The 22,098-nt window shown below is 57.8% G+C and carries 13 protein-coding genes; 4 read left to right on the plus strand and 9 right to left on the minus strand.

All coding sequences use genetic code 11. The features are described from left to right. Positions 1-143: 143 nt before the first annotated feature. The gene (locus G5380_RS06960) at positions 144-1,514 is read left to right on the plus strand and encodes an MFS transporter (RefSeq protein ID WP_266135111.1); all 1,371 of its coding nucleotides are present in this window, start codon (positions 144-146) and stop codon (positions 1,512-1,514) included. 60 nt (positions 1,515-1,574) lie between these two features. After that, positions 1,575-1,949, plus strand: a complete 375-nt coding sequence (locus G5380_RS06965; protein WP_005337730.1) for a DUF805 domain-containing protein — start codon at positions 1,575-1,577, stop codon at positions 1,947-1,949. A gap of 82 nt (positions 1,950-2,031) precedes the next feature. On the opposite strand, the gene G5380_RS06970 is transcribed toward G5380_RS06965, so the two are convergent. The 8 genes from G5380_RS06970 to manA form a co-directional block, all read right to left on the minus strand. Continuing rightward, on the minus strand, positions 2,032-3,135 hold the full coding sequence (locus G5380_RS06970) for a YdcF family protein (protein ID WP_111899504.1): 1,104 nt from the start codon (positions 3,133-3,135) through the stop codon (positions 2,032-2,034). A 288-nt stretch (positions 3,136-3,423) separates the two neighbouring features. After that, on the minus strand, positions 3,424-4,176 hold the full coding sequence (locus tag G5380_RS06975) for a DNA/RNA non-specific endonuclease (RefSeq protein ID WP_005361643.1): 753 nt from the start codon (positions 4,174-4,176) through the stop codon (positions 3,424-3,426). A gap of 233 nt (positions 4,177-4,409) precedes the next feature. Next, the gene (locus G5380_RS06980; protein WP_421352571.1) at positions 4,410-6,302 is read right to left on the minus strand and encodes a PTS fructose transporter subunit EIIC; all 1,893 of its coding nucleotides are present in this window, start codon (positions 6,300-6,302) and stop codon (positions 4,410-4,412) included. Between the two features lie 442 nt (positions 6,303-6,744). Then, positions 6,745-9,183: a GH92 family glycosyl hydrolase gene (locus tag G5380_RS06985; RefSeq protein ID WP_337072789.1), complete on the minus strand. Its 2,439-nt coding sequence runs from the start codon at positions 9,181-9,183 to the stop codon at positions 6,745-6,747. Positions 9,184-9,491: 308 nt separating this feature from the next. After that, a complete protein-coding gene (locus G5380_RS06990) occupies positions 9,492-12,014 on the minus strand; it encodes a GH92 family glycosyl hydrolase (protein ID WP_421352572.1) in 2,523 nt (840 codons plus the stop codon). 62 nt (positions 12,015-12,076) lie between these two features. Next, the gene (locus G5380_RS06995; protein WP_216953255.1) at positions 12,077-14,479 is read right to left on the minus strand and encodes a GH92 family glycosyl hydrolase; all 2,403 of its coding nucleotides are present in this window, start codon (positions 14,477-14,479) and stop codon (positions 12,077-12,079) included. 55 nt (positions 14,480-14,534) lie between these two features. Beyond that, a complete protein-coding gene (locus G5380_RS07000; RefSeq protein WP_421352573.1) occupies positions 14,535-17,231 on the minus strand; it encodes a GH92 family glycosyl hydrolase in 2,697 nt (898 codons plus the stop codon). 639 nt (positions 17,232-17,870) lie between these two features. Further along, the gene (gene manA / locus G5380_RS07005) at positions 17,871-19,061 is read right to left on the minus strand and encodes a mannose-6-phosphate isomerase, class I (RefSeq protein WP_201991827.1); all 1,191 of its coding nucleotides are present in this window, start codon (positions 19,059-19,061) and stop codon (positions 17,871-17,873) included. Between the two features lie 116 nt (positions 19,062-19,177). Here manA and G5380_RS07010 point away from each other — a divergent pair, with 116 nt between their 5' ends. Together G5380_RS07010 and icd are read left to right on the plus strand one after the other, a co-directional pair. Then, positions 19,178-20,053: a helix-turn-helix transcriptional regulator gene (locus G5380_RS07010; protein WP_421208703.1), complete on the plus strand. Its 876-nt coding sequence runs from the start codon at positions 19,178-19,180 to the stop codon at positions 20,051-20,053. Between the two features lie 156 nt (positions 20,054-20,209). After that, positions 20,210-21,463 (plus strand): NADP-dependent isocitrate dehydrogenase, encoded by a 1,254-nt coding sequence (gene icd / locus G5380_RS07015; protein WP_421352574.1) that lies wholly within the window; start codon positions 20,210-20,212, stop codon positions 21,461-21,463. Positions 21,464-21,535: 72 nt separating this feature from the next. On the opposite strand, the gene G5380_RS07020 is transcribed toward icd, so the two are convergent. After that, on the minus strand, positions 21,536-21,712 hold the full coding sequence (locus tag G5380_RS07020) for a hypothetical protein (RefSeq protein ID WP_005337712.1): 177 nt from the start codon (positions 21,710-21,712) through the stop codon (positions 21,536-21,538). Between the last annotated feature and the right edge of the window lie 386 nt (positions 21,713-22,098).

The following is a 22,098-nucleotide window of genomic DNA, read 5'->3' on the forward strand; positions in this document are numbered from 1 at the left end:
TGCATGAGATCCAGAGCCGGGAACCTCCCCGGCTCTGTTATTATGGGGCCGCCCATCGGGTACTTTTCCCCTCTGTCGGGTGTGGCATGGCGCGTGTCGGCCACCCCTTGAGTCTTCCTTTTCCCTGACCTATCGAGGCCATCATGAATGATTTCACCATGACGAGGGGCGAGCGCCGTGCCACCTGGGCGCTCGGCTCCGTCTTCTCGTTGCGCATGCTCGGCATGTTTATGGTGCTGCCGGTGCTGACCACCTACGGCATGTCGCTGGCGGGGGCCTCCGAGGCGCTCATCGGCCTGGCCATCGGCATCTACGGCATGACCCAGGCGCTGTTCCAGATCCCGTTCGGTCTGCTCTCCGACAAGGTGGGCCGCAAGCCCCTCATCGTCGGCGGCCTGCTGATGTTTGCCCTCGGCAGCGTGATCGCGGCGCTGACCCACTCCATCTGGGGCGTCATCGCCGGCCGCGCCCTGCAGGGCAGCGGCGCCATCTCGGCCGCCGTGATGGCGCTCTTGTCGGATCTCACCCGCGAGCAGAACCGCACCAAGGCGATGGCCTTCATCGGGGTGAGCTTTGGCATCACCTTCGCCATCGCCATGGTGACCGGCCCCCTCATCACTCATGCGCTGGGACTCTCCGGCCTGTTCTGGCTCATCGCCCTGCTGGCGCTGGGGGGCATTGCCGTCACACTCTGGCTGGTGCCGACACCGACAACTCATCTGCTCAATCGCGAGTCCGGCATGGTCAGGGGCGGGATGCGCACTGTGCTGACCAATCCGCGCCTGCTCAAACTCAATCTCGGCATTTTGTGCGTGCATACCCTGTTGATGTCGAGCTTCGTGGCGTTGCCGCCGCTGCTGGAGCAAGCGGGTCTGCCTCGGGACAGCCAGTGGCAGGCTTATCTGGTCACCATGCTGATTGCCTTCGTCAGCGTTGTACCCTTCATCATCTATGCCGAGACGCGCAGAAAGATGAAGTTGGTGTTCCAGATCTGCGTGCTGGTGATGCTCAGCGCCGAAGTGGTGCTGTGGCAGGCTGGCCTGCAGCTGTGGGGCCTGCTCGCCGGCCTGCAGCTCTTCTTCATCGGCTTCAACGTGATGGAGGCGTTGCTGCCATCCCTGATCAGCAAGGAGTCGCCACCGGGTTACAAGGGTACGGCCATGGGGATCTACTCCACCAGCCAGTTTATCGGAGTGGCTATCGGTGGCAGCCTGGGGGGCCTGCTCTACAGTCTGGGTGGTGGCGCCCTGGTGTTTGGCGGCTGCTCTGCGCTGGCCCTTGTCTGGCTCGGGGTCAGCCTCACCATGCAGGAGCCCCCCTATGTGAGCAGTCTGCGCATCCTGTTACCGGAAGGGGTGGAGGCGAGCCCTGCACTGGAGCAGAAACTCCGAGCCTGCGACGGGGTGAACGATGTACTGCTGGCACGGAAGGAACGTTCGCTCTATGTGAAGGTGGACAGCAAGCGGGTCAGTCGCCAGGATCTGGAGCTGCTGGTGATCGACGCCGGACACTGATCGCGCTAAGCTCGGTTCGGATCTGCAACTACTTGTTTTTGAAAACAGTCTGGAGGCGCAATGAACTGGTATATCTCGGTCCTCAAGCAATATGCGGTATTCAGCGGGCGGGCCCGTCGCACCGAATACTGGATGTTCGTGCTGTGCAACGTCATCGTCATGCTGTTGCTCGGCATGGTGGACAAGCTGATCGGCGGCGACAATGAGCTGATCAGCTCCATCTATTCGCTGGCGGTGCTGCTGCCATCGCTGGCGGTGGCGGCCCGTCGCCTGCACGACACCGACCGCAGCGCTTGGTGGCTGCTGCTCGGGCTTATCCCAATTATCGGCACTCTGGTGCTTATCTACTTTATGGTTTGCAACGGCCAGCAGGGGCCAAACCGCTTCGGTGACGATCCCAAAGCGGCCCCCTCGCAGGGTTTTATCGTCAGCTAACGGGCGCGGCTTGGCCAATCATCGGTCAATAAAAAGAGAGGGAGGCATCACGCCTCCCTCTCTTTTTCGTTTTGATGGCCGATCAACGCTCGATCAGCGGGGCAGATCGGTAGCTCCACATGCCGTAGGTGCGCAGGGCGTCGCGGTAGATGCCGAGCAGCTCGCTCTCGCTCGGGGTGGCCAGCTCCTCGAGGGGCTTGTCGGGGTAGCTGACGCTCGCCACCTTGATGTTGGCCGGGCCAATCTGGTCGCAGGCGATTTCCAGCACCGTCTGGCCGCGGCGCACATGGCTGGCTGAGCTCACCAGCACCGCATAGTCAATCTGGTGGCGGGCGAGGGCATAGGCGCTGTAGAGGGCGTTGTCCACCGTGCTGGTGGCGTAGTTCTCTTCAATCAGGCGGCTGCGGTCGATGCCATGGTTGGCCAGCCAGTCGGCCATTAGCTTGCCCTCGGTCTGGCGGTTCTGGGGCACGCCACCGGTCAGGATGATCAGCGCTTCCGGGTCGGCTTTGGCCAGCTCAAGGGTGGTTTGCAGCCGGCCCAGCAGGATCTTGTCCATGCTGCCGTCGGGGTTGAGGGCATAACCCAGGGTGACGATGGCGCGTTTGCCCTCCCTGCTGGCCTTCACCTGATCCTCGGTCAGTTCGGTCTGCAGCGGGGCGGCGGTGATCCGCTGTACCCGGGCGATGATCTCCTCCAGATCGGCGGCGCGGCCACTGTTGCGATCAGCCACTTTCGCCAGATAGCTGCGGGAAGCCTCCTTGTTACCCTTCACCAGCTGCCAGATGGCGAGATAGCTGTTGATATCGAGATCATCGGGGGCGACGGCCTGCGCCTGCTCCAGCAAGGTGATGGCGCGGCTCAGGTTGCCGTTGTAGATCTGGGCGTTGGCTGCCGAGATGAGCAGATCGGTGCGGTAGGGTTCAAGCTGGTAGGCGGCCAGCAGCCGCTCGGTCACCAGCTCCATATTGCTCGGCATCTTGGCGGTAAAACCGGCGTGGGAGATCTTGGCAGGCGACTTGTAGATCTGCAGCGCTTCGCCGAGCAGCATGTCCACCGCCTGGCGTTTGCTGACCAGGGTATTGAGGTCGTGCTCCATCTGCATCGAGCTCTCGGCCGCTTGCAGGGCGAGGGGGGAGAGCGCCAGCAGGCCGCCGAGGGTGAGGGCAAGAAGGGTCTGTTTCATCAAAAGGTCCTCTGTCGGGCTGAATCGCGCCGTAGTGCGCCGGCGTGTGGGCCGATGGGATAAGGCAAATGTGCGTCAATTCAGTCTGTTAGTGCCAAAGAGAGGGCAATATACCAGTTAACGGTGCGGCAAACTGTGAGTCGGGGCGGGTCGTCGGGTGATGCCACACCTGTGGCCGCAACGGTTCAGCAGCCATCTGAAAAGGGCAGGGGGAGCGTGACTCCCCCTCCCTCTGTTGCGATGCAAGACAGATGGAGTTTCAATCCATCTGTTGGCGAGTGTTCGCAGTCAGTTCCACATCGGGGAGATGCGGGCTTCCAGCGTCTCTTGCTGCTCTTCGGGCATATCGCTGAAGAAGTTGAGTTGGGTCTGCTCTTCCACCTCGCGTACCGAGACCCGGTAGTCGGCGATCTGGCTGATGGGCACCTCTTGCTGCGGCATGATAAAGGCGATGGCCTGCAGTCTGGCCGGGTCCATCACGATCTTGTAGTAGGCGCTCGGGATCGCCACACCCTGACCGATGGACTCTTCAGAGCCGGTAAAGATGGGGCCGGTGATCACCTGCACATCCTTGCGGGAGACCGCCCACTTGTTCACCTTGTCCTCCAGCACGCGCCACGCCTTCTGGTTGAGCACCCCGATCTGCGGTGTCATGTTGCTCAGCAGGAAGCTCTCTTTCATGGTGTTCTTGTTCGATTTCATGTCCCCCGCCGGGGCCTGATGGCCACGGTCGTAGCCCGAGCCCTTGTAGTCGGAGAGGGTGGCGCGGTAGGCAACCGGGATCTCCCTGTCCTCGGCGAAGGCATCCTTGCGCGGCACTGTGCCCTGTGCGCTCTGGGCGGTCATCCGGTAGGAGACCCAGTCCGCCACCTTGTAGTCGTAGTTGTAGCCGACCGCATACCCTTCACGGCAGAGCTTCTGATCCGATTCGGAGGGGAGGCCAAAGCGTACGTGCTCGCCGCACTCCCAATGGGCGGCCAGCAAGGGGGTGGCAGTGAGGGTGAGGGTAACAGCCAGAACCAATTTATTGATTTTTATCATTTTTGTGATGCTCCAGTTTAGTAGGCGGAGCCATTTGACATGAGATCTGACCAGCGCTTCAATTGCTGTTTTTTTACACGTCACCGTTCTGTGACGGCTCGCCAAGATCCGTGATGTAACAGGTTAATATGTTTTAAATCAGTGGCTTGGTCGGTGGGATGATGTGCGGTTGCTCGGCAGACAACGAAAAGGGGCACGCGATGGGCCCCTTGTGATGAGCTGTCTGACTGCTATCAGGCGGCGTTTGCCTTGTTGCCCAGCGTGCGGGCCAGCAGTGCTTCCGGATTGTGAATCGCCTCCTTGGTCTTCACATCGATGACCTCGATATTGGTGAAGCGCTCGCGGTTCTTGATGGCCACGTCGTGGGCGAAGATGACGCAGCGGGCGTTGGCGACATCCTTGGCGGTGATGCGGTTGATGATGCCGTTGGCGCCCTGGGTCTCGACCTTGATCTTGATCCCCTGCTTGGCGGCGGCCTTCTGCAGGCTTTTGGCGGCCAGGAAGGTGTGGGCAACGCCAGACGGGCAGGCAGTGATGGCCAGTACGTCCGCTTCTCCTTCCGCTTCAATGACTTCGAAGTTGGTTTGGGTGGCGGTCACGTCATCTTCTTCGCTCACCGGCTTCTTCAGCAGGTTGACGATGATGGCGGTGGTCAGGGCGCCGAGGATGGTACCAAGGATGTAGCCCATCTTGCCTTCAACAACCGGCAGGACAATCCAGCCACCCCAGGGGGCGTGGTTGATACTGTGCATCATAAAGCCGGTGATGTTGCCGACGATACCGCCTGCGACGATGGCCGGGATAACACGCATGGGGTCAGCAGCGGCGAACGGGATAGCACCTTCACTGATACCGATCATGCCCATGATGGCGGCCGCTTTACCGGATTCACGCTCTTCTTTCTTGTAACGCTTCGGAGACATGAAGGTCGCCAGCGCCATACCCAGCGGCGGTACACAGATGGCGATACCGACGCCGCCCATCAGCCAGGGCTGGGTGTTGACCTGAGTCTGGGCAAACAGGGTAGCAACTTTGTTGACCGGGCCGCCCATATCGAAGGCGGTCATACCACCCAGAATGGCACCCAGCATCACTTTACCTGAGCCCGCCATGCTGGAGAGCCAGTGGTTCATCCCTTCCATCATGGCGGCGATCGGGGCACCGATCCCCCACATCACGATGCCACACACCAGGAAGGTACCGATCAGCGGATAGATGAAGATGGAACCAAGGGAGGTCATGGAGTCAGGCAGCTTGATCCGTTTGAGCTGATTGACCACGAAACCTGCGATAAAGCCCACCAGAATGGCGCCGAGGAAACCGGTTTGATAGTGCTGAACGGCAATCCAGGAGCCGATCATGCCCGGGGCCAGGCCCGGCTTGTCAGCCAGCGAGTAGGCGATATAGCCACCCAGCACGGCAGTAAACAGAGTCAGACCGGCGATACCCATGGTGGCCATGTCTTTAAGGAAGCCCGCTTCCGGTACGGCGCCCTTGCCGCTCATCATCACCGACAGGGAGAGCAGCACACCGCCCGCCACGATGAAGGGGATCATGTGGGAAGTACCAAACAGCAGGTGCTGCTTCATGGTATTGAGGCGATCCTTGAAGGTGCGCTCTTCGGGTTCAGCCGGTGCAGTGGCAGCCGGTTTGGCGGCTGGGGCCGGTTTTTGCACTTTCGGGCCTTGCTTGAGCAGGGTCAGCGCTTGCTCGACGGTGGTGGCGGCTTTCATCTGCTCGATAAAGCCCGGTTCCAGCAGACGGGTGGAGAGCTCGGCCAGCACTTCGATGTGGTGGTTGGCGCCGCCATCCGGGGAGGCGATCATGAAGATAAGCTGGGTCGGTTTGCCATCTTCGGCGCCGTACTCGATACCTTGGCGGCTGACACCGATGGCAATGGCCGGACGACTGACCGCCTTGCTCTTGGCGTGGGGCAGGGCGACACCCTGCTCGAAGCCGGTGCAGTCCAGCTGCTCGCGGGCCCAGATATCCTTGATGAATTGCTGTTGATCAGACACGGCGCCATCGCGCGCCAGCATCTGTGCCATCTCGTCGAACAGGGCCTCCTTGCTGGTGGCCTTCAACTCCAGGCAGATGAGTCTGCCGTTGGTCATGGTGGGTAACATCTCACTCTCCTTCCCTGTAAGGGCTAAGTCATGCGTTGCGAATTGGGCTCATTATTGCCCTCACGGGTAGGGTTGGACAGGCGATGAATGTAGCAATAACTGGATTTTTGTTGCATGGTTTTGCTGGTGTGATCCAGCTCGCAAAGTGTTGATCTTTAACTCAGTAGTGGTTTTTGTTTAATTAATGGCAGGATGTGACAGCGGTCAAGGTATGACAGAGAAACCCTTGTAATGGGATTTACAGCCATCTTTTGCGGTTTATTGCCCGATTTAAGGCATATTTGAGAAAAACGGGTTAATGGCTGATCCTGGGCTTCCCACTGGAAAATAAAATGGCCCAGCGCTGATTGGATTTTATCAATCCATCTGGCGTGGGCCGTCGGGTATCACAAAGTGACATTTTCGGATTGCGTGCTGAATGTCACCTCAATGCTATCGATCGTTACTTTTGTGGCGGGGTATCGCCCATCACGAAGTGGAGGTTGCCCCCCGGTATAAACTCCTTGTGCTCGAAGAAGAGACCATCCTTGAGCGGTTTGCCATTGATGGTGACCGACTGGACATAGCGGTTCTTGGCGCTGTTGTTATCGGCGATGATGGTGAAGGTTCCCCCCTTGACCGGGATGGTCGCTTTGGCAAATAGCGGGCGGCCAATGGTGTAGACGGGATCTGCCGCATTCACCTGATAGAAGCCAAGTGCTGACATCACATACCAGGCAGACATGGAGCCCACATCCTCGTTGCCTATGATGCCTGCCGGGGTGTTCGAGTACATGGTGTCGAGGATGTAGTCGACCGTCTCCTGAGTTTTCCAGGGCTCCGATGTCCAGTTGTAGAGGTAGGGAATATGGTGGGAGGGTTCATTGCCGAAGGCCACCTGACCCATCATCCCGGTCATGTCAGCGGTCTCCGACCCCTGACTCTCGGCAGCAAAGGTGGCGTCCAGATTCTGCTTGAAGGCCTCTTCTCCGCCCATCGCGGTTTTCAGACCCTTGATGTCATGGGGCACAAACCAGGTCCACTGCCAGGCGTTGCCCTCGGTATAGTTGCCGGTCTCATGTTCGGTGCCATAGGGATCAAACGGCGTCATGAAGGCGCCATCGATCATCACCGGACGCATGAAACCGGTCACCCCGTACTGGGCGTATTCGGCCGCATTGTGGTCGAAGTAGCGCTGATAGCCGTTAGAACGGGCCAGATAGCGCGCTTCGGCCGCCGGGTTGCCGGCCGCCTTGGCGATCCGGGCGATGGCCCAGTCATAGAAGGCGTTCTCCAGACCGTAGGAGACCGACTCGAGGGTGTAGTCAGCGAAGACGGGCTGACCGTCGATCCGCTGCACTGCCGGGGCAAAGCCGTTCTTTTCGATGTAATCGATGTGGTTGGTCAGGGTCTTGTCCAGCACTGCCTTGTCCCACTCGGTCGCCAGCATGGGGTAGTTGGTATAGGTGGAGGAGTCGATGGCGGCCGTGAGCGCCAGATTTTTCTCCTGCGCAGTGAAGGCATCGGGGTATTTGGTGATGGCGTCGGCAATCACCACCACCGCCGGATAGCCCACCATGGTGCCTGTCTCATCCCCCAGATGCTCCCACTTGGGCAGCAGGCCGCTCTCCAGATACTTCTGGAGCAGGTTCTTGGCATACTGCACGGCGCGGGTGGGTTCGGTGATGGTTTTAAGCGGGTGCAGCGCTCGCTGGGTGTCCCACAGTGAGTAGACCGAGAAGTTGGGCTGATCTTCGCTTGCCTGGCCATAGTGGATGGAGTAGCTGCCTTCCCCCTTGGCCTGCGCCCCTTTGCCCATGCCGCGGTAGTTGCCATCCACATCCTGATGGACGATGGGGGCGATCTTGGTGTGGTAGAGGGCGGTGTAGAAGATCTCGTTTTGCTCCTTGCTGCCCCCCTCGATGGTGAAATTGAGGGCGTTGGCCCACTTCTCGCGGGCGTTGGCGCGGGCCTCGTCAAACGAAACATCCCCTTCGGCCTGGTAGTTGTTCCATGCGCCGGTGGCATCGACCGCCGATAGGGCAACTTTGGCGTTCAGTTGGGCTGAGCCGCCCTCTTCAAATTCGACGTAAGCGGTGACATCCGCTTTGGATTTGGCCTTATGCTCGGCGCTCAAGCCCTCTACCGGCACACCACCAGCGAGGATGTAGACCCCTTTGATCTTCTTGTCGAAGGTCGCATGGAAGAAGATCTTCTGGTTTTTCGCCCAGCCGGAGAAGTGAGTCGCATCTCGCTCGCCGGTGATGGTGTAGCCATCTTCGCTGACGGTGAGTTTGTTGCGCAGCGAACTCGATCCCCAGTCGCTGTTGAGGATCGAGTTCAAATCGATCTTCAGCCGTTGGGGTTGCCCCTGCGGATAGGTGTAGCGGTGAAAGCCCACCCGCTCGGAGGCGGTCAGCTCGGCCTTGATGCCATTCTCGGCGATGCGCACCGCATAGTAGCCAGGCTCGGCCTGCTCGGATTTTTTGTCCATTTTGACCGAGATGGCTTTGCGGTAATCATCGCTTTGCTCGATGTATTTGGATTTATCTTCGGTAAAGGGCAGGAACAGAATATCCCCCAGCCCCCCCATGCCGGTGCCTGAGAGGTGGGTGTGGGAAAATCCGAACAGGGTATCTTTGTCAAAGTGATAGCCGGAGGAGGAGTGCCAGCCTATCAACTCGGTATCCGGCGAGAGTTGCACCATGCCCTCCGGTACCACAGGGCCGGGAAAGGTGTGACCGTTAAAGCCAGTGCCAACGAATGGGTTCACATATTGCAACACATTGGTTGGCGTTGGCTTTTGATCGTCGTTATTGTCGCTGCTGTTATCTGAATCGCAGCCGGATAACATGGCTACTGTGCTGGTCAGGGCAATGGCCAGAATATTTTTCTTGAACATATTGAGCGGCTCCATCGGGTAGAGGGTGAGCAGTCATGATCTATTTTTATGAGACCGGAGCGATCCCTGAGCAATATTGGTGCTCGATGGCATTGATCCCGGCGAGCACTATTATTCCCATGCCATCTGTTTCATCGACAGAGTAAAAAAGTGTCATTCACTAGATTTTTGTGGCAAGGCAGTCTGTTTGTGATCTGCGCATCATCTGATGCAACATCTCATATTTTTTGAGGTGCTTGGTGAGTCGACAAAAAAAAGAGGCCCAAAGGAAGCTTTGGGCCTGAACATATATTGATAATGCATGATGGTTATTTATTATCTGAGCGGATCGGTTTTTGCGCCGTCATGATAAATTTCAGTTCACCACCAGCCCGAATATCGCTGTGGCTGAACGTCAGGTTTTCCCCCAACGGTTTGCCATTGATGGTGACCGATTCCACATAGATATTTTGGGGACCATTGTTTTCGGCGATCACGGTGAATTTTCCGCCATCGATATCCATGGTCACCTTGTCAAACAGTGGCCGACCTATGGTGTAGACCGGGAGCCCCGGCGTGACCTGATAGAAGCCCAGCGCACTCATGATGTACCAAGCGGACATTTGCCCCACATCCTCATTGCCAATCAGCCCTGTGGTGGTCGGGTGGAAGAAGCTGCGTACCGCCTGATCCACATACTCCTGGGTTTTCCACGGCTCTCTGGTCCAGTTATAGAGGTAGGGGACATGGTGATCCGGCTCGTTACCCATCACGAACTGGCCGATATAGCCGGTCATATCCCCTTGCGAGGTATCGGCGTTGGAGTTGGCGGTGAAGAGGGCATCCAGATTCTTCCGGAATCCCTCCTCGCCCCCCATCACCTCTTTGAGCCCCTCGATATCGTGGGGAACAAACCAGCTCCACTGCCAGGTGTTGCCTTCGGTAAAGTCCTGCCCCCTGTGCTCGGCCCGATAGGGCCAGAAGATGTCATAACGGCTGCTGTCGTTGGTGTCACAGTTTTGTGGTGGTGTAACGGGATTGCCGTTTTCATCGATGGCGCAGGAGGGGTAATTGTTGACCCAGCTGCCATCGTAATTTTTGGGGCGCATAAAGCCGGTCGCGCCATATTTGCCATATTGCGCCGGGTTGTAGTCAAAATAGGCGCGCCAGGTAGTCGCCCGGGCCAGATAGCGGTTCTCGGCAGATTTGTCGCCAGCCAGTCGGGCCAGCTGGGCGATACACCAGTCATAGTAGGCATTCTCGACACCGTACGAGACGGACTCGTTGACCAGTTCATCGTACTTGTCCTGCGCCATGCCGCCCTCTTCCGGCTTGAGTTTGACGTTGGCGGGGACATAGCCGTGCTGCTCGGCATACTGGCCGTGACGGGTCATCACGGTGAAGCGCTTGTCGCCGTTCCAGGGATCCTGATAGGGCACCCAGCTTTTGGTCAGCGCGAGGTCAAAGTTGGCGGAGACATTGGCCGCCTGCAGCGCCAGCTTTATCTCTTCCTGTGTGAATGCATCCGGGTATTTGACGATGACGTCGGCGATGATGGAGACCGCCGGGTAGCCGACCATCTCGCCGGTATAGTCGGAGTGCAGCTCCCATTTGGGCATGATGCCGCCGGTTTTATATTTGTTGAGCAGATCGTGCACATAGTCGATGGATCGCTCTTTTTCGATGATGGTCTTCAATGGGTGGGCGGCGCGGAAGGTGTCCCACATGGAGTAGACCGAATAGTTGGTAAAGCCCGGCTTGGCCTGATGCACCTTGCCATCCATTCCGCGATATTGACCATCCACATCCTGATAGACGAAGGGGGCGATGTAGGTGCGATAGAGCGAGGTATAAAACATCGTCTTGTCGGCATCGCTGCCACCCTCCAGGGTGAACTTATTGAGCACTTTCGCCCATGCCTGCTTGTTCTCCTGCACCACCTGATCGAAGCGGTAGTCATGTTCATCGGCGCGCAGGTTGGCCATGGCCCCCTCAATGCAGGTGCCCGAGATGGCCATCTTCATGGTGATGGGCCGTTCCCCTTTGGCAAAGTTGAGCTGGGTCACCACATCCCGTACCCGGGGTCTGGTTTCGCCATACCCGATGTAATCGGCCAACCCCACCTCGGTGTCGTTGCTCAATTTGCCATCGACATAGAGGATCTGATCCACAAACGGCTCGGAAAACTCGGCGTAGAAAAAGACCGTCTGCCACTGCCCCCACTCGTTGCTGGTTCTGGCTCCGGCAATGGCGTTGTCGCTCACCCGCTTGAAGTAAATATTGCGGGAGTGGTTACCGTACTGCTCCAGCAGCTCGTGCTGCAGATCAAGCTGGACTTTGCGATCTTCACCCGCCGGATAGCTGTAACGGTGGAAGGCGACCCGCTGGGTGGCAGTGAGTTCGGCCTTGATGCCGGTCTCCACCAGATCCGCTTTGTAATAGCCTACTTCCGACTGTTCGCTCGTCTTGTTGATGGTGACCGGGTCGGTATTGCTGCCGATGAAGGGCAAGAAGGCGAAATCATTGAGATCCCCCTTGCCTGCCCCCGAGATATGGGTGCTGCTGAAGCCGGAAAGCTTGGCCAGATGGTGGTGATAGTCGGAAAGGGATCCCTTGCCATTCCAGTTGGCCGGATTCCAGTTGTCCGGGCCCGGCTGGATCATCCCTTCCGGCATGACCGGGGCCGGATTGACATTGCCCAGCCCATCGGTGCCGATCAGCGGATCGACATATTGCAGCACCTGCAGGGCATTATCGGGACGGCCATTGTCAGTAGTCTCATCATTTGTGTTGCAGCCATAGAGGCCAAGCAGGGCTGTCACCATGATGGCCAGCTTGTGGGGTTTGAACATTGTTGTTCCTCAAATTCCGGAGATGAAAAAGCGGCAAGCCGGGTGGCTTGCCGCTTGTAGAGTTACGGGGTCGGTTGCTGGTTGGTCATCACAAAACGCAGCTCACCACCGGGACGGATCTCGCTGTGGGCGAAGGTGTTGTACTGGTTGAGTGGCTTGCCATTGATGGTGACCTCTTTGACATAGAGGTTGTCCGGGCTGTTGTTCTGCGCTACCACGTTGAACTGACCGTCGGGCAGGTTGATAGTGACCTTGTCAAAGATGGGACGACCGATGGTGTAGGTCGGGTCGCCCGGGGAGATTTGATAGAAGCCCATGGCACTCATGATGTACCAGGCCGACATCTGGCCGACGTCTTCATTGCCGATCAGGCCATCCGGGGTGGTTTTGTAGAACTCCTTATAGACCCGGTCGAGGTACTCCTGCGCTTTCCAGGGCTGGGCGGTGCGATTGTAGAGATAGATGACGTGGTGTGAGGGCTCGTTGCCATGAATGTACTGCCCGATGTAACCGGTCATGTCCTGATGTGCTTCGCCCCCGTTGGGGTCGGCATTGAACAGGTTGTCGAGCTTGTCGTTCAGCCCCTGCTGGCCGCCCATGATCTCGGTCAGCTTGTCGAGATCCTGCATAAATGACCACTGCCACTGCCAGGCGTTGCCCTCGGTGTAGTAGAAGGCATCCGACTTGTAGGGATCGAAATCGGCCGCCGCGTATTTCAGGGCGCACGGGTCACCGTTTTTCAGCTCGGTCGGTACGAAGAAGCCTTTGCCATCGGCATTGCCAGCCTGGGGATCCCAATGTTTGAGCGAGTTGTAGGATCGTGCCTTGAACTCCTGATAGGTAGTCATGTCGCCCGCGGCTTTCGCCATCTCGGCGATGGTCCAGTCGTAGAAAGAGAACTCCAGCGAGTAGGAGACCGAGTTCCAGTTGGGATAACGGACGCACTGCTCTTTCTCGTGATAGCTGAGCTGACCGGCCATCAGCGAGCTCAGGATGTCGTCATGGATCTGCGGGTAATCGGCAGGCCGGTAGTGGGCCGATTTGACCGAGGCTTCCAGTGCCTCTTGCGCATCGATCAGCCCCTTGGTCACCGCATCGGCAAGGATGGCCGCCGAGGGGTAGCCAATCATGGTGCCGGTTTCCGAGCCGTGGCCTTCCCATTTGGGCAGCAGGCCGAACTCCACGTTGGATTTGCGGATCAGATCCTTGGCGTAGAGAGTCGCCTGTGGCGGGTCCATGATGGTCCACATGGGGTGAACGGCGCGGAAGGTATCCCAGGTCGAGTAGATGGAGTAGTTGGGGGTATCGCCAGGTTGCAGGGTGCGCAGGGTGCCTTGCATATCAAGATACTTGCCATCCACATCGTAGAGCTCGATAGGGGCGATCATCATGTGGTAGAGAGCGGTGTAGAAATTGGTCTTCTCGGTCTCCGTCCCCCCTTCGGTTTTGAGTGTTGCCAGCTTTTCGGCCCACGCGTATTCTGCGTCTGACTTCACCTTGGCAAAATCAAAGGTGGGGGCTTCCGCCTCCAGATTCTTCTGTGCTCCTTGCCAGCTCACCGCCGAGATACCGACCCGGATCTCGAGCGGTTGGTCACCCTGGCCAAAATTGAGGTAGGCGGTCAGGTCATCCCCTTGATAGACGCTGTTGGGGCGCATCTCCCGGGTGGGCATCTTGTCCTGCTCGCCCAGCATGGCCCTGGCCACAGGTTGGTTGAATTTGGCGTAGAAGAAGATGTTCTGGCCCTGATGGTTCTGTCCCTGGAACCAGCCAGTGGAGGTTTTGCGGCCACGCAGGGTGTACTCATCCACCACTTCGATTTTGTTTTTCAGCGATTGGCCGTTGTTGTTCAGCAGGGTATGACCCAGATCGAATTTCACATTCCGATCCGCTCCTTTGGCGAAGGTGTAACGGTGCAAACCGACTCGTTTGGTGGTGGTCAGTTCAACCTCAATCTCCCCCTTGTTCAGTCTGGTTTTGTAATAACCGGCGCTGGCGTGCTCATTGGTTTTGTCAAAGGCGTTTATCTGGGCGTCGGCCATCTCGGCGTAGGGCAGTACCAGAATGTCGCCCAGATCGGTGGCACCGGTGCCGGAGAGATGGGTATGGGAGAAGCCGTAGAGCGGAACATCGGTTGCGACGATCTCGCCCGTGAGGTAATTGGAAGAGTCCCAGTAGCCGGAGGCTGAGTGCCAGGGGTTGAGTCCGCTCTCGTGATCGGTGTTGGAGCCAATAAAGGTATCCGGCGAGAGCTGCACCATGCCGGCCGGGCGGGTGGCACCGGGGAAAGTGTGGCCTGATGCGGCGGTGCCTATCATGGGGTCAACGTATTTCAGTACCGACAGATCGACAACCGGAGTTACCGGTTTCTCGATAGCGGTAGACTCGCTCTCACTGTTGCAACCGGCGATGCCACCGGTCAGTGCGGCAATCACCGCAAGAGAAAGAAGATTGCACTTGAACATGGTCATTCCATTTTTGAGTGGTGATGGGGGAGGAAGTCCTCCCCCGAACAGGTGATTAACGGGAACCGGCAGGCAGGTCGCCTTCGTGCAGGAAGGTGCCGATACCTTGCGCGGGCGGCAGATCTTCCGGCTGGCTGCCCCAATTCTGGTTGGGGCTATCGCCCATCACGAATTCAAGCTTGCCGCCACTGAGGATTTCCTCATGGGTGAGGTAGCTGCGATTGAACTCGCTGCCATTGAGGCGAGCGGACTGGATGTAGATGTTGTCGCGGCTGACATTCTGGGCCGTGACGGTGAACTGTTTGCCCGCACCCACATCGAGCGAGGCGGTTTCGAACATGGGGGTGCCAATCTCGTAGATGCCGGAGGAGGCATTGACCGGGAAGAAGCCCAGCGCCCGGAACACGAACCAGGCAGAGAGGGTGCCAAAGTCATCGTTGCCACAGATGCCGTCAGGGGTGTTCTTGTAGCAGACGTTGGTGGCTGCCACGATGGCGGCCTGTCCCTTCCAGGGCTGTCCTACGTAGTTGTAGAGGTAGGGCACATGGATATCGGGCTCGTTGCCCTGCACATGCTGTCCCACGTTGCCGGTGTTGAATACCGGGAACTGGTTATCGCCAGCGTTGCGATCCGGATAGGTACTCCAATACTCGTCCAGCCGTTTGGCAAACAGTTCGCCCCGTTTGGCCTGAGGATTCTGGGTCTGGTCGAAGTGGGTCATCAGATCGACCAGGCCATGAATGTCATGTTGAACGCTGAAGGCGTATTGCCAGCCGTTGGACTCGGCGAATGACCAGTTGAACATGTCGGGGCGCCAATCCTTGCCCACTGCCCGGCCGGTTTTCGGGTCTACCCAACCGGCATCAATGAAGTTGCCAGCGTAGTCGCGGGCCTTGAACCACCCCTTGTACTGCTTGCCGCCAAAGTCAAACTGCGCCTGCCAGTTCTTGGATCGATCGGCAAACTCCTGATAGCGGGGGTCACTTTCGCCAAATACTGCCTTGATCGATTGGGCGATCGCCCAGTCATTCATGGAGTACTCCAGCGAGTAGGATGAGGTCCAGGCATCCTTGAAGGGGGAGTGAGATTCCCAGTCATTGCCCGGCGGTGTGTCATGCAACTGGGCAGGTACATAGCCTTGCTGCTCGTACTCCTTGATCCAGGCGACCCCCTGGCTGGTGGCTGCGCGGGCGTCGGTGATCATGGCGGTCACCAGTCGCTCCTTGATCTCCTGACGTTCCGCATCGCTGAAGCCCAGCGCGATCATCCGTCTGTCCAGCGAGCCTTTGGAGAGTACGTCGTGGATCACCGGCGTGGAGTGCATCCCCATCATCATGCCGGTCTCGTTACCCTTGAAGGTCCACTCCGGCAATCTGCCCTTGCGCAGGTTGCCCAGATCGTCCATCCACTCCTCCTCGGCGTAGGAGAGCATGGAGAGCACCACATCGGCGAGGCGATCCGGCTCCAGCAGTGACGAGAGGGGTTGTACTGCGCGGTAGGTGTCCCACAGGGAGAAGGTGTCGTAACGGGTAAAGTCCGCTTTGCCATCCCGGTTGGCATCGGCGGTGCGAACCGACTCCTTGAGGGTATCGATCTGCTCGCCCCACGGTGTGTTGCCATCCGGATAGGCGTTGCGCCCCTGATGCACCTGGCGGTAGCGTCCGTCCAGATCGGAGTGAATGGTCTGGCCCAGATAGGTGTGGTAGAGCGCGGTATAGAAGGTCTGTTTGTACTCCTCATCCCCACTGACCCGGATCTTGCCCAGCTCCTTTTCCCATTTTTGGGTCGCAGCCTGCCGGACATCGTCAAACGACATATTGGCCACTTCGGTCATGTTGAGTGAGGCGCCAGCGTTGCCATCCCGGCCGATCTCGACGTTGGAGAGGGCTACCTTGGCCTCGACGACCAAGCCCGCCGCCGCGGTATCAAATTCCACATAGGCACGCGCGTACTGATATTTGCCACGGGTCTCGTTGCCGATCTCGGTGGTGCCTTCCGGCAGGTCCAGATAGCGGTTCTGGTCTTTGTCAAAGTAGGCGAAGCGGATGTTTTTGATGGGCTGGTCGAACTCCATCACGAAGAACTCTTTCTGGCTGGGGGCCCAGCCGTCAGAGAAGCGATGGCCCTCGATCCGGTTGTGGGTTTTGTCCCATTTCAGATAGGAGTCGGAGGTGTAGTCCCAGTTGACCTTGAAGCCGAGGTTGACCACGATTTCCGATTTTTTATCTTGCGGGAAGGTGTAGCGATGAACCCCCACCCGATCCGAGGCGGTCAGCTCGGCCTTGATCCCGTAATCCTTCAGATTGACCTTGTAGTAGCCCGCCGTTGCCTCTTCATCCTTGTGGCTGTAGCGGGAGGCCTCCAGATTCAGTGAGGCCGACCCCTCGTTCAGCATGAAATTGGAGCGTGAGTTGATCGGCATCACCAGAATATCGTTGAGATCTCCAGCTCCGGCGCCCGAGAGGTGAGTGTGGGAAAACCCGGCGAGGCGGTTGTCGTGGTAGTAATAGCCGGAGATATATTCCCAGCCATTGGCCCCATTATTGGGCGACAGCTGCACCATGCCATGCGGGGTCGTGGCGCCGGGATAGGTGTTGCCTAAATTACCTGTGCCGATGAATGGATTGACGTAACGGGAGACGTTAGTCTCTTTATTGTTATCGACAGCGGTATCCGAGTCATTTTGACAACCGGATATACCAACCAGGCCAGCCAGTACGGCACACGCGAGCAGGGAACGTTTCAGTTTCATATTTGTCGCCACAGGTTAATGAAAGTAGGGTATCGAACGTATAAAAACAGATAATGCAGAACGCCGGGCCAGCCAATGAATATCTGCCGGATGAGAGAGCCATCTGCATGTATTACCCCGACTGTCACTGGATATAGAGGGTGACGGGGGGAATATCAGCCAGATAAAATGGATCGTGAAAACGATCTGGCCATACAGGCGGAAAAATAAATGCGCAGAAAAATAACAGGCACCCAGAGCCTGATTTAAAAAATCGCCCCTTACACTTATGAAATAAGTGGCTGAGCTGTGTTACATCTGGAATATATAAATGCTCTTAAATGTTTTTCCTGCTGCCTGTAAATTAACGGTTTCTATTATTTCGTTGATTAATATCCTGGGACAGAGGAAAAAAATGGCATTAACTGGATTTTTATGACGTGTGGGGAAGGGTGTGAGCTGGCTCGCATAACTGCAGGGTGGCGTGACCAGGGAGGCTAAATGATATTAATCATTATAAGTCAGCGTGTTATTCTTCGATGTTGAGTTAAATGACCGATTTTGTGAGTCGTACCGGGCTCCACATGGTCAGATGAGCTGAAAAAAAGGGCCCTGCTGGGCCCTTTGAACAGAGGGTGATGAGCCGATGGCCCACCAGGATCAGCGGTTGCTGGCGCGGGCAAAACGCCCTTCAGCCGTCACGCGATAATCGCTGGTGCTGGCGGGTACAAATGCAGATTGCCCTATGGTCAGTGTCAGACGCTCGCCATCCTGGCCAATGAGGGTGATGGGCCCATCGATGGCGAACAGGATCTCGGCATTGCCGGTGGTGAGGGCATGTTCGCCTGCGCCATATACGCTGAAGGTGAAATCCGGTACCGGCACGTCGAAGTGCTGTACTGTGCCTTCCATGCGAGGGGTGAGCAGGATCTGGTCGTCCGGTTTGGCGACACAGCGGGTGCAGGCCAGCAGCTCCGGCACATCCATGTATTTGGGGGTCAGACCGGCACGCAGCACGTTGTCGGAGTTGGCCATGATCTCGAGGCCAGTGCCGTGGATGTAGGCGTGGGGGGTCTGGGCGTCGAGGAACATCGCCTGACCCGGCTCAAGTGTTACCACGTTGAGCAGCAACGGCGAGAAGAGCCCCACATCCCCCGGGTACTGGTTGGCCAGCTTGCTGATGGTGGCGAAAGTCTCTTCATCCTGATGGGCGGCGGCATAGGCCAGCAGGCCAGCCAGCGCCTCGTCCTTGCGATCACCGCTGAGGATCAGCAACTGGTGGAAGAAGTGCTGCAGGCCAGCTTCATCCTGTGACTGGCGAAGCGCCGCGGTCAGGTCGACCAGTGCGGGCAGCGCCATGCGATCGAACAGGGCCAGGATGGCCGGGATGGCGCGAAAGCCGTTCATCGCCTGATAGCGGGTGAGGGCAAAGACCAGCTCCGGCTTGTGGTTCGGATCCTTGTAGTTGCGGTTGCTCGCTTTGATATCGATGCCTGCGGCTTCTTCTTTGGCAAAACCGGCTTCGGCCTGTGCCTTGCTCGGGTGTACCTGAATGGAGAGGGCTTGCTCGGCGCAGAGCACCTTGAACAGGAAGGGGAGTGAGCCGAAACGAGCCTGGGTAGCTTCGCCCAGCATGGCGACGGGGTTGGCGTCAATCAGGCTGGAAAGCTTCACGGTCTCGCCTGCCAGGGTCACTTCGGAGCAGCCATTGGGGTGAGCGCCCATCCACAGTTCAGCTTGTGGTTTGCCTTCGGGATTTTTGATGCCAAACAGCGTGGTCAGGGAGTCACGACTGCCCCAGACATAATCCTGGATCGGGTTGCACATTAGAAAAAACGGCGGGTAGCTCATGGATGGCTCCTTGTATCAGAACGATTTTTGGGGAATTTCAGTCTGGCGCGGACTATAGCATGGCAGGGGCAGCGCACCGCAATCGGTTGCTCTCTGCATCTTGATCAGGATCATTCATGAGTATCATCTTTACCCAGCTGTTGGACGGCTTTCTAAGTGAGGGAGGAGGCTTTGAGAAGGTGTTGTTTGCCTCTGACAAAGGGGTGCCTCCCTGCTTCAGTTATCAGGTCAATTTTCCGCGTCTCGAGCTGGTATTCAGTGGTCACTATCTCAACCAGATCTGGTCCCCGGAAGGGGATGTGCAGTCGGTACAGATGGGGCCGCGGGAGGCGATGTACATTCCCCCCAACGGCTGGAACAAGCCGGATTGGGACAATGACTGTTCCGTGCTCAGCCTGTTGTTCGGCAAGCGTCAGATAGGGTTCAGTCTGGTGAGCAAGCACAAGGGAGACACCGGCTTCTTCGATGTGCAGAAGCACAGTATTCAGGCCGGTGCCGGACGGGCGCTCGATCATATACTGCTCTCCCTCAACACCCTTGCGCAGGAGCCGATAAGGGCACCGATGGACAATCACCTGCTGCAGGCGCTGCTCAGTTACTCACGGCAGTTGCTGGTGGAGTCGGAGAGCGGTCGTCCTCGTGGCTCCGATCTTTTTCACGGCATCTGCATCTACATTCAGGAAAATTTCCACCGCCCCATCAGTCGCGATTGCATCGCCGCCCGCTTCAATCTCTCCCCCAGCCATCTCTCACGCCTGTTCCGCCAGCAGGGGCACATGCGGCTAGCGGACTACATCAGCTGGGTGCGGCTGGAGCGGGCCAAGTTCATGCTGAAAAAGTATCGCTTCCGTCTCGAAGAGGTCGCCAATCGCTGCGGGTTTACCGACGTGAACTACTTCTGCCGGGTGTTCAAACAGAAGACCGGCTTGACCCCTTCCCAGTACCGTTCCCTGAGTCAGCCGCAGGCGGCGGCCAGCGAGCTGGAGGGATAACGGGGCGGGGTCGGCAAGGCGTTGTGACGGAGCACTGGCGGGTGGCTACCTCTTTGGTCTGACATGCTTTCTTGTCGTTTTATTATGAAAATGAATGGGCTAAGATGGCCGCGCGCAACAAACAAGTTGATAACAAACGGAAGTTAGGAGATGCCGATGGAAAGCAAAGTAGTAATCCCGACCCTGGGCCAGAAAATCACAGTCGATGCCAACGGCAAGCTGCAGGTTCCCAACCATCCGATCATTCCGTTTATTGAAGGGGATGGCATCGGTGTTGACGTAACCCCTGCCATGTTGAATGTGGTGAATGCTGCGGTCGAGAAAGCCTACAAGGGCGAGCGCAAGATCGCCTGGATGGAGATCTACACCGGCGAGAAATCGACTCATGTCTATGGCGAAGGTGCCTGGCTGCCGGCCGAAACCCTGGATTTCATTCGCGAATACTGCGTGGCCATCAAGGGCCCGCTGACTACTCCGGTCGGTGGCGGTATCCGCTCCCTCAACGTGGCCCTGCGTCAGGAGCTGGATCTCTACATCTGCCTGCGCCCGGTGCGTTACTACGAGGGCACCCCGAGCCCGGTGAAGCGTCCTGATCTGACCGACATGGTGATCTTCCGCGAGAACGCCGAAGACATCTACGCCGGCATCGAGTGGAAGGCCGACAGCGCCGAAGCGAACAAGGTAATCGCCTTCCTGCAAAACGAGATGGGCGTGAAGAAAATTCGCTTCCCCGAATCCTGCGGGATCGGCATCAAGCCGATGTCCAAGGCCGGTACCGAGCGCCTAGTGCGTGCCGCCATCGAGTATGCCATCGACAACGATCGCGACTCAGTGACCCTGGTGCACAAGGGCAACATCATGAAGTTCACCGAAGGTGCCTTCAAGGATTGGGGTTATGCCCTGGCCCAGAACGAGTACGGTGCCAAGCTGATTGACGGCGGCCCCTGGTGCTCCTTCAAGAACCCGAAAACCGGCAAGACCATCGTCATCAAGGATGTCATCGCCGACGCCTTCCTGCAGCAGATCCTGCTGCGTCCGGCCGAGTATGACGTCATCGCCTGTATGAACCTCAACGGTGACTACATCTCCGATGCGCTGGCTGCTCAGGTGGGCGGTATCGGTATCGCGCCGGGTGCCAACATCGGTGATGGCGTGGCTCTGTTCGAGGCAACTCACGGTACTGCACCGAAATATGCCGGTCAGGACAAGGTCAACCCGGGCTCGCTGATCCTCTCCGCCGAGATGATGCTGCGCCACATGGGCTGGGTCGAAGCGGCCGATCTCATCATCAAGGGGATGGAAGCGGCGATCCGCAACAAGACCGTCACCTATGACTTCGAGCGTCTGATGGAAGGGGCCACCCTGCGCTCCTGTTCCCAGTTTGCTCAGGACATGATCGACCAGATGTAATCTGCTGCTTGCCAGAGACGCAAAACCGGCGCCATGTGCGCCGGTTTTTTTATCGCGAAAGAGTGCAGGGGCTTATTGCGCCTGCTCTACGTGTTGCTGATAGCGTTGCTGCCATTTGCTGGTTTCTGCTTCATCACCCTGGGCCTTCCAGAAGGCGCAGATGGTGTTGGCAAGTTCCGAAGCCATCGCGTGATCTCCGTCACGTCGGCTCATCAGATAATCTCCCAGCCAGCTTTGATATTGTTTCATTACCCGATCTCCTTATCTCATGTGCCCTTGAAGGTGCCCACCTTGACGGGAGCCTGTCGGCTCATCTTGGGGGGAACATCATCAGGCATGATGGTGCAAAGTCACGACCCGGGCAGAGAGCCCGATGGGCAATCTGGCGGCGAACGTGACGCGAGATGTCAAAAAATGAGCGCAATTTTAGCACAAACTGACCAACTTGGGGAAATTGTCGCCATGGATTGCGACAGAACTGCCCATCCCCTTGTTCTCAAAACAGAAAACCCGCCGTGAGGACGCGGTTGGTTTGGATGAAACCCAGGGAAACAGGGTGGGGAACCCTGTTGTGTCCGGTTGCATCGACGAGCTCGACACTTGGTTCTGGATGAGCAGTGTCATGGACTCAAGAA

The organism is Aeromonas sp. 604443 (assembly GCF_049170315.1).
Lineage (GTDB): Bacteria > Pseudomonadota > Gammaproteobacteria > Enterobacterales > Aeromonadaceae > Aeromonas > Aeromonas veronii_A.

Bases quoted from the DNA above. Each gene is read 5' to 3' on its own strand.
- G5380_RS07000 (WP_421352573.1), bottom strand. From the start codon at position 17,231: ATGAAACTGAAACGTTCCCTGCTCGCGTGTGCCGTACTGGCTGGCCTG.
- G5380_RS06970 (WP_111899504.1), bottom strand. From the start codon at position 3,135: ATGAAACAGACCCTTCTTGCCCTCACCCTCGGCGGCCTGCTGGCGCTC.
- G5380_RS06960 (WP_266135111.1), top strand. From the start codon at position 144: ATGAATGATTTCACCATGACGAGGGGCGAGCGCCGTGCCACCTGGGCG.
- manA (WP_201991827.1), bottom strand. From the start codon at position 19,061: ATGAGCTACCCGCCGTTTTTTCTAATGTGCAACCCGATCCAGGATTAT.
- G5380_RS07020 (WP_005337712.1), bottom strand. From the start codon at position 21,712: ATGAAACAATATCAAAGCTGGCTGGGAGATTATCTGATGAGCCGACGT.
- icd (WP_421352574.1), top strand. From the start codon at position 20,210: ATGGAAAGCAAAGTAGTAATCCCGACCCTGGGCCAGAAAATCACAGTC.
- G5380_RS06995 (WP_216953255.1), bottom strand. From the start codon at position 14,479: ATGTTCAAGTGCAATCTTCTTTCTCTTGCGGTGATTGCCGCACTGACC.
- G5380_RS06980 (WP_421352571.1), bottom strand. From the start codon at position 6,302: ATGTTACCCACCATGACCAACGGCAGACTCATCTGCCTGGAGTTGAAG.
- G5380_RS06975 (WP_005361643.1), bottom strand. From the start codon at position 4,176: ATGATAAAAATCAATAAATTGGTTCTGGCTGTTACCCTCACCCTCACT.
- G5380_RS06985 (WP_337072789.1), bottom strand. From the start codon at position 9,183: ATGTTCAAGAAAAATATTCTGGCCATTGCCCTGACCAGCACAGTAGCC.
- G5380_RS06965 (WP_005337730.1), top strand. From the start codon at position 1,575: ATGAACTGGTATATCTCGGTCCTCAAGCAATATGCGGTATTCAGCGGG.
- G5380_RS07010 (WP_421208703.1), top strand. From the start codon at position 19,178: ATGAGTATCATCTTTACCCAGCTGTTGGACGGCTTTCTAAGTGAGGGA.
- G5380_RS06990 (WP_421352572.1), bottom strand. From the start codon at position 12,014: ATGTTCAAACCCCACAAGCTGGCCATCATGGTGACAGCCCTGCTTGGC.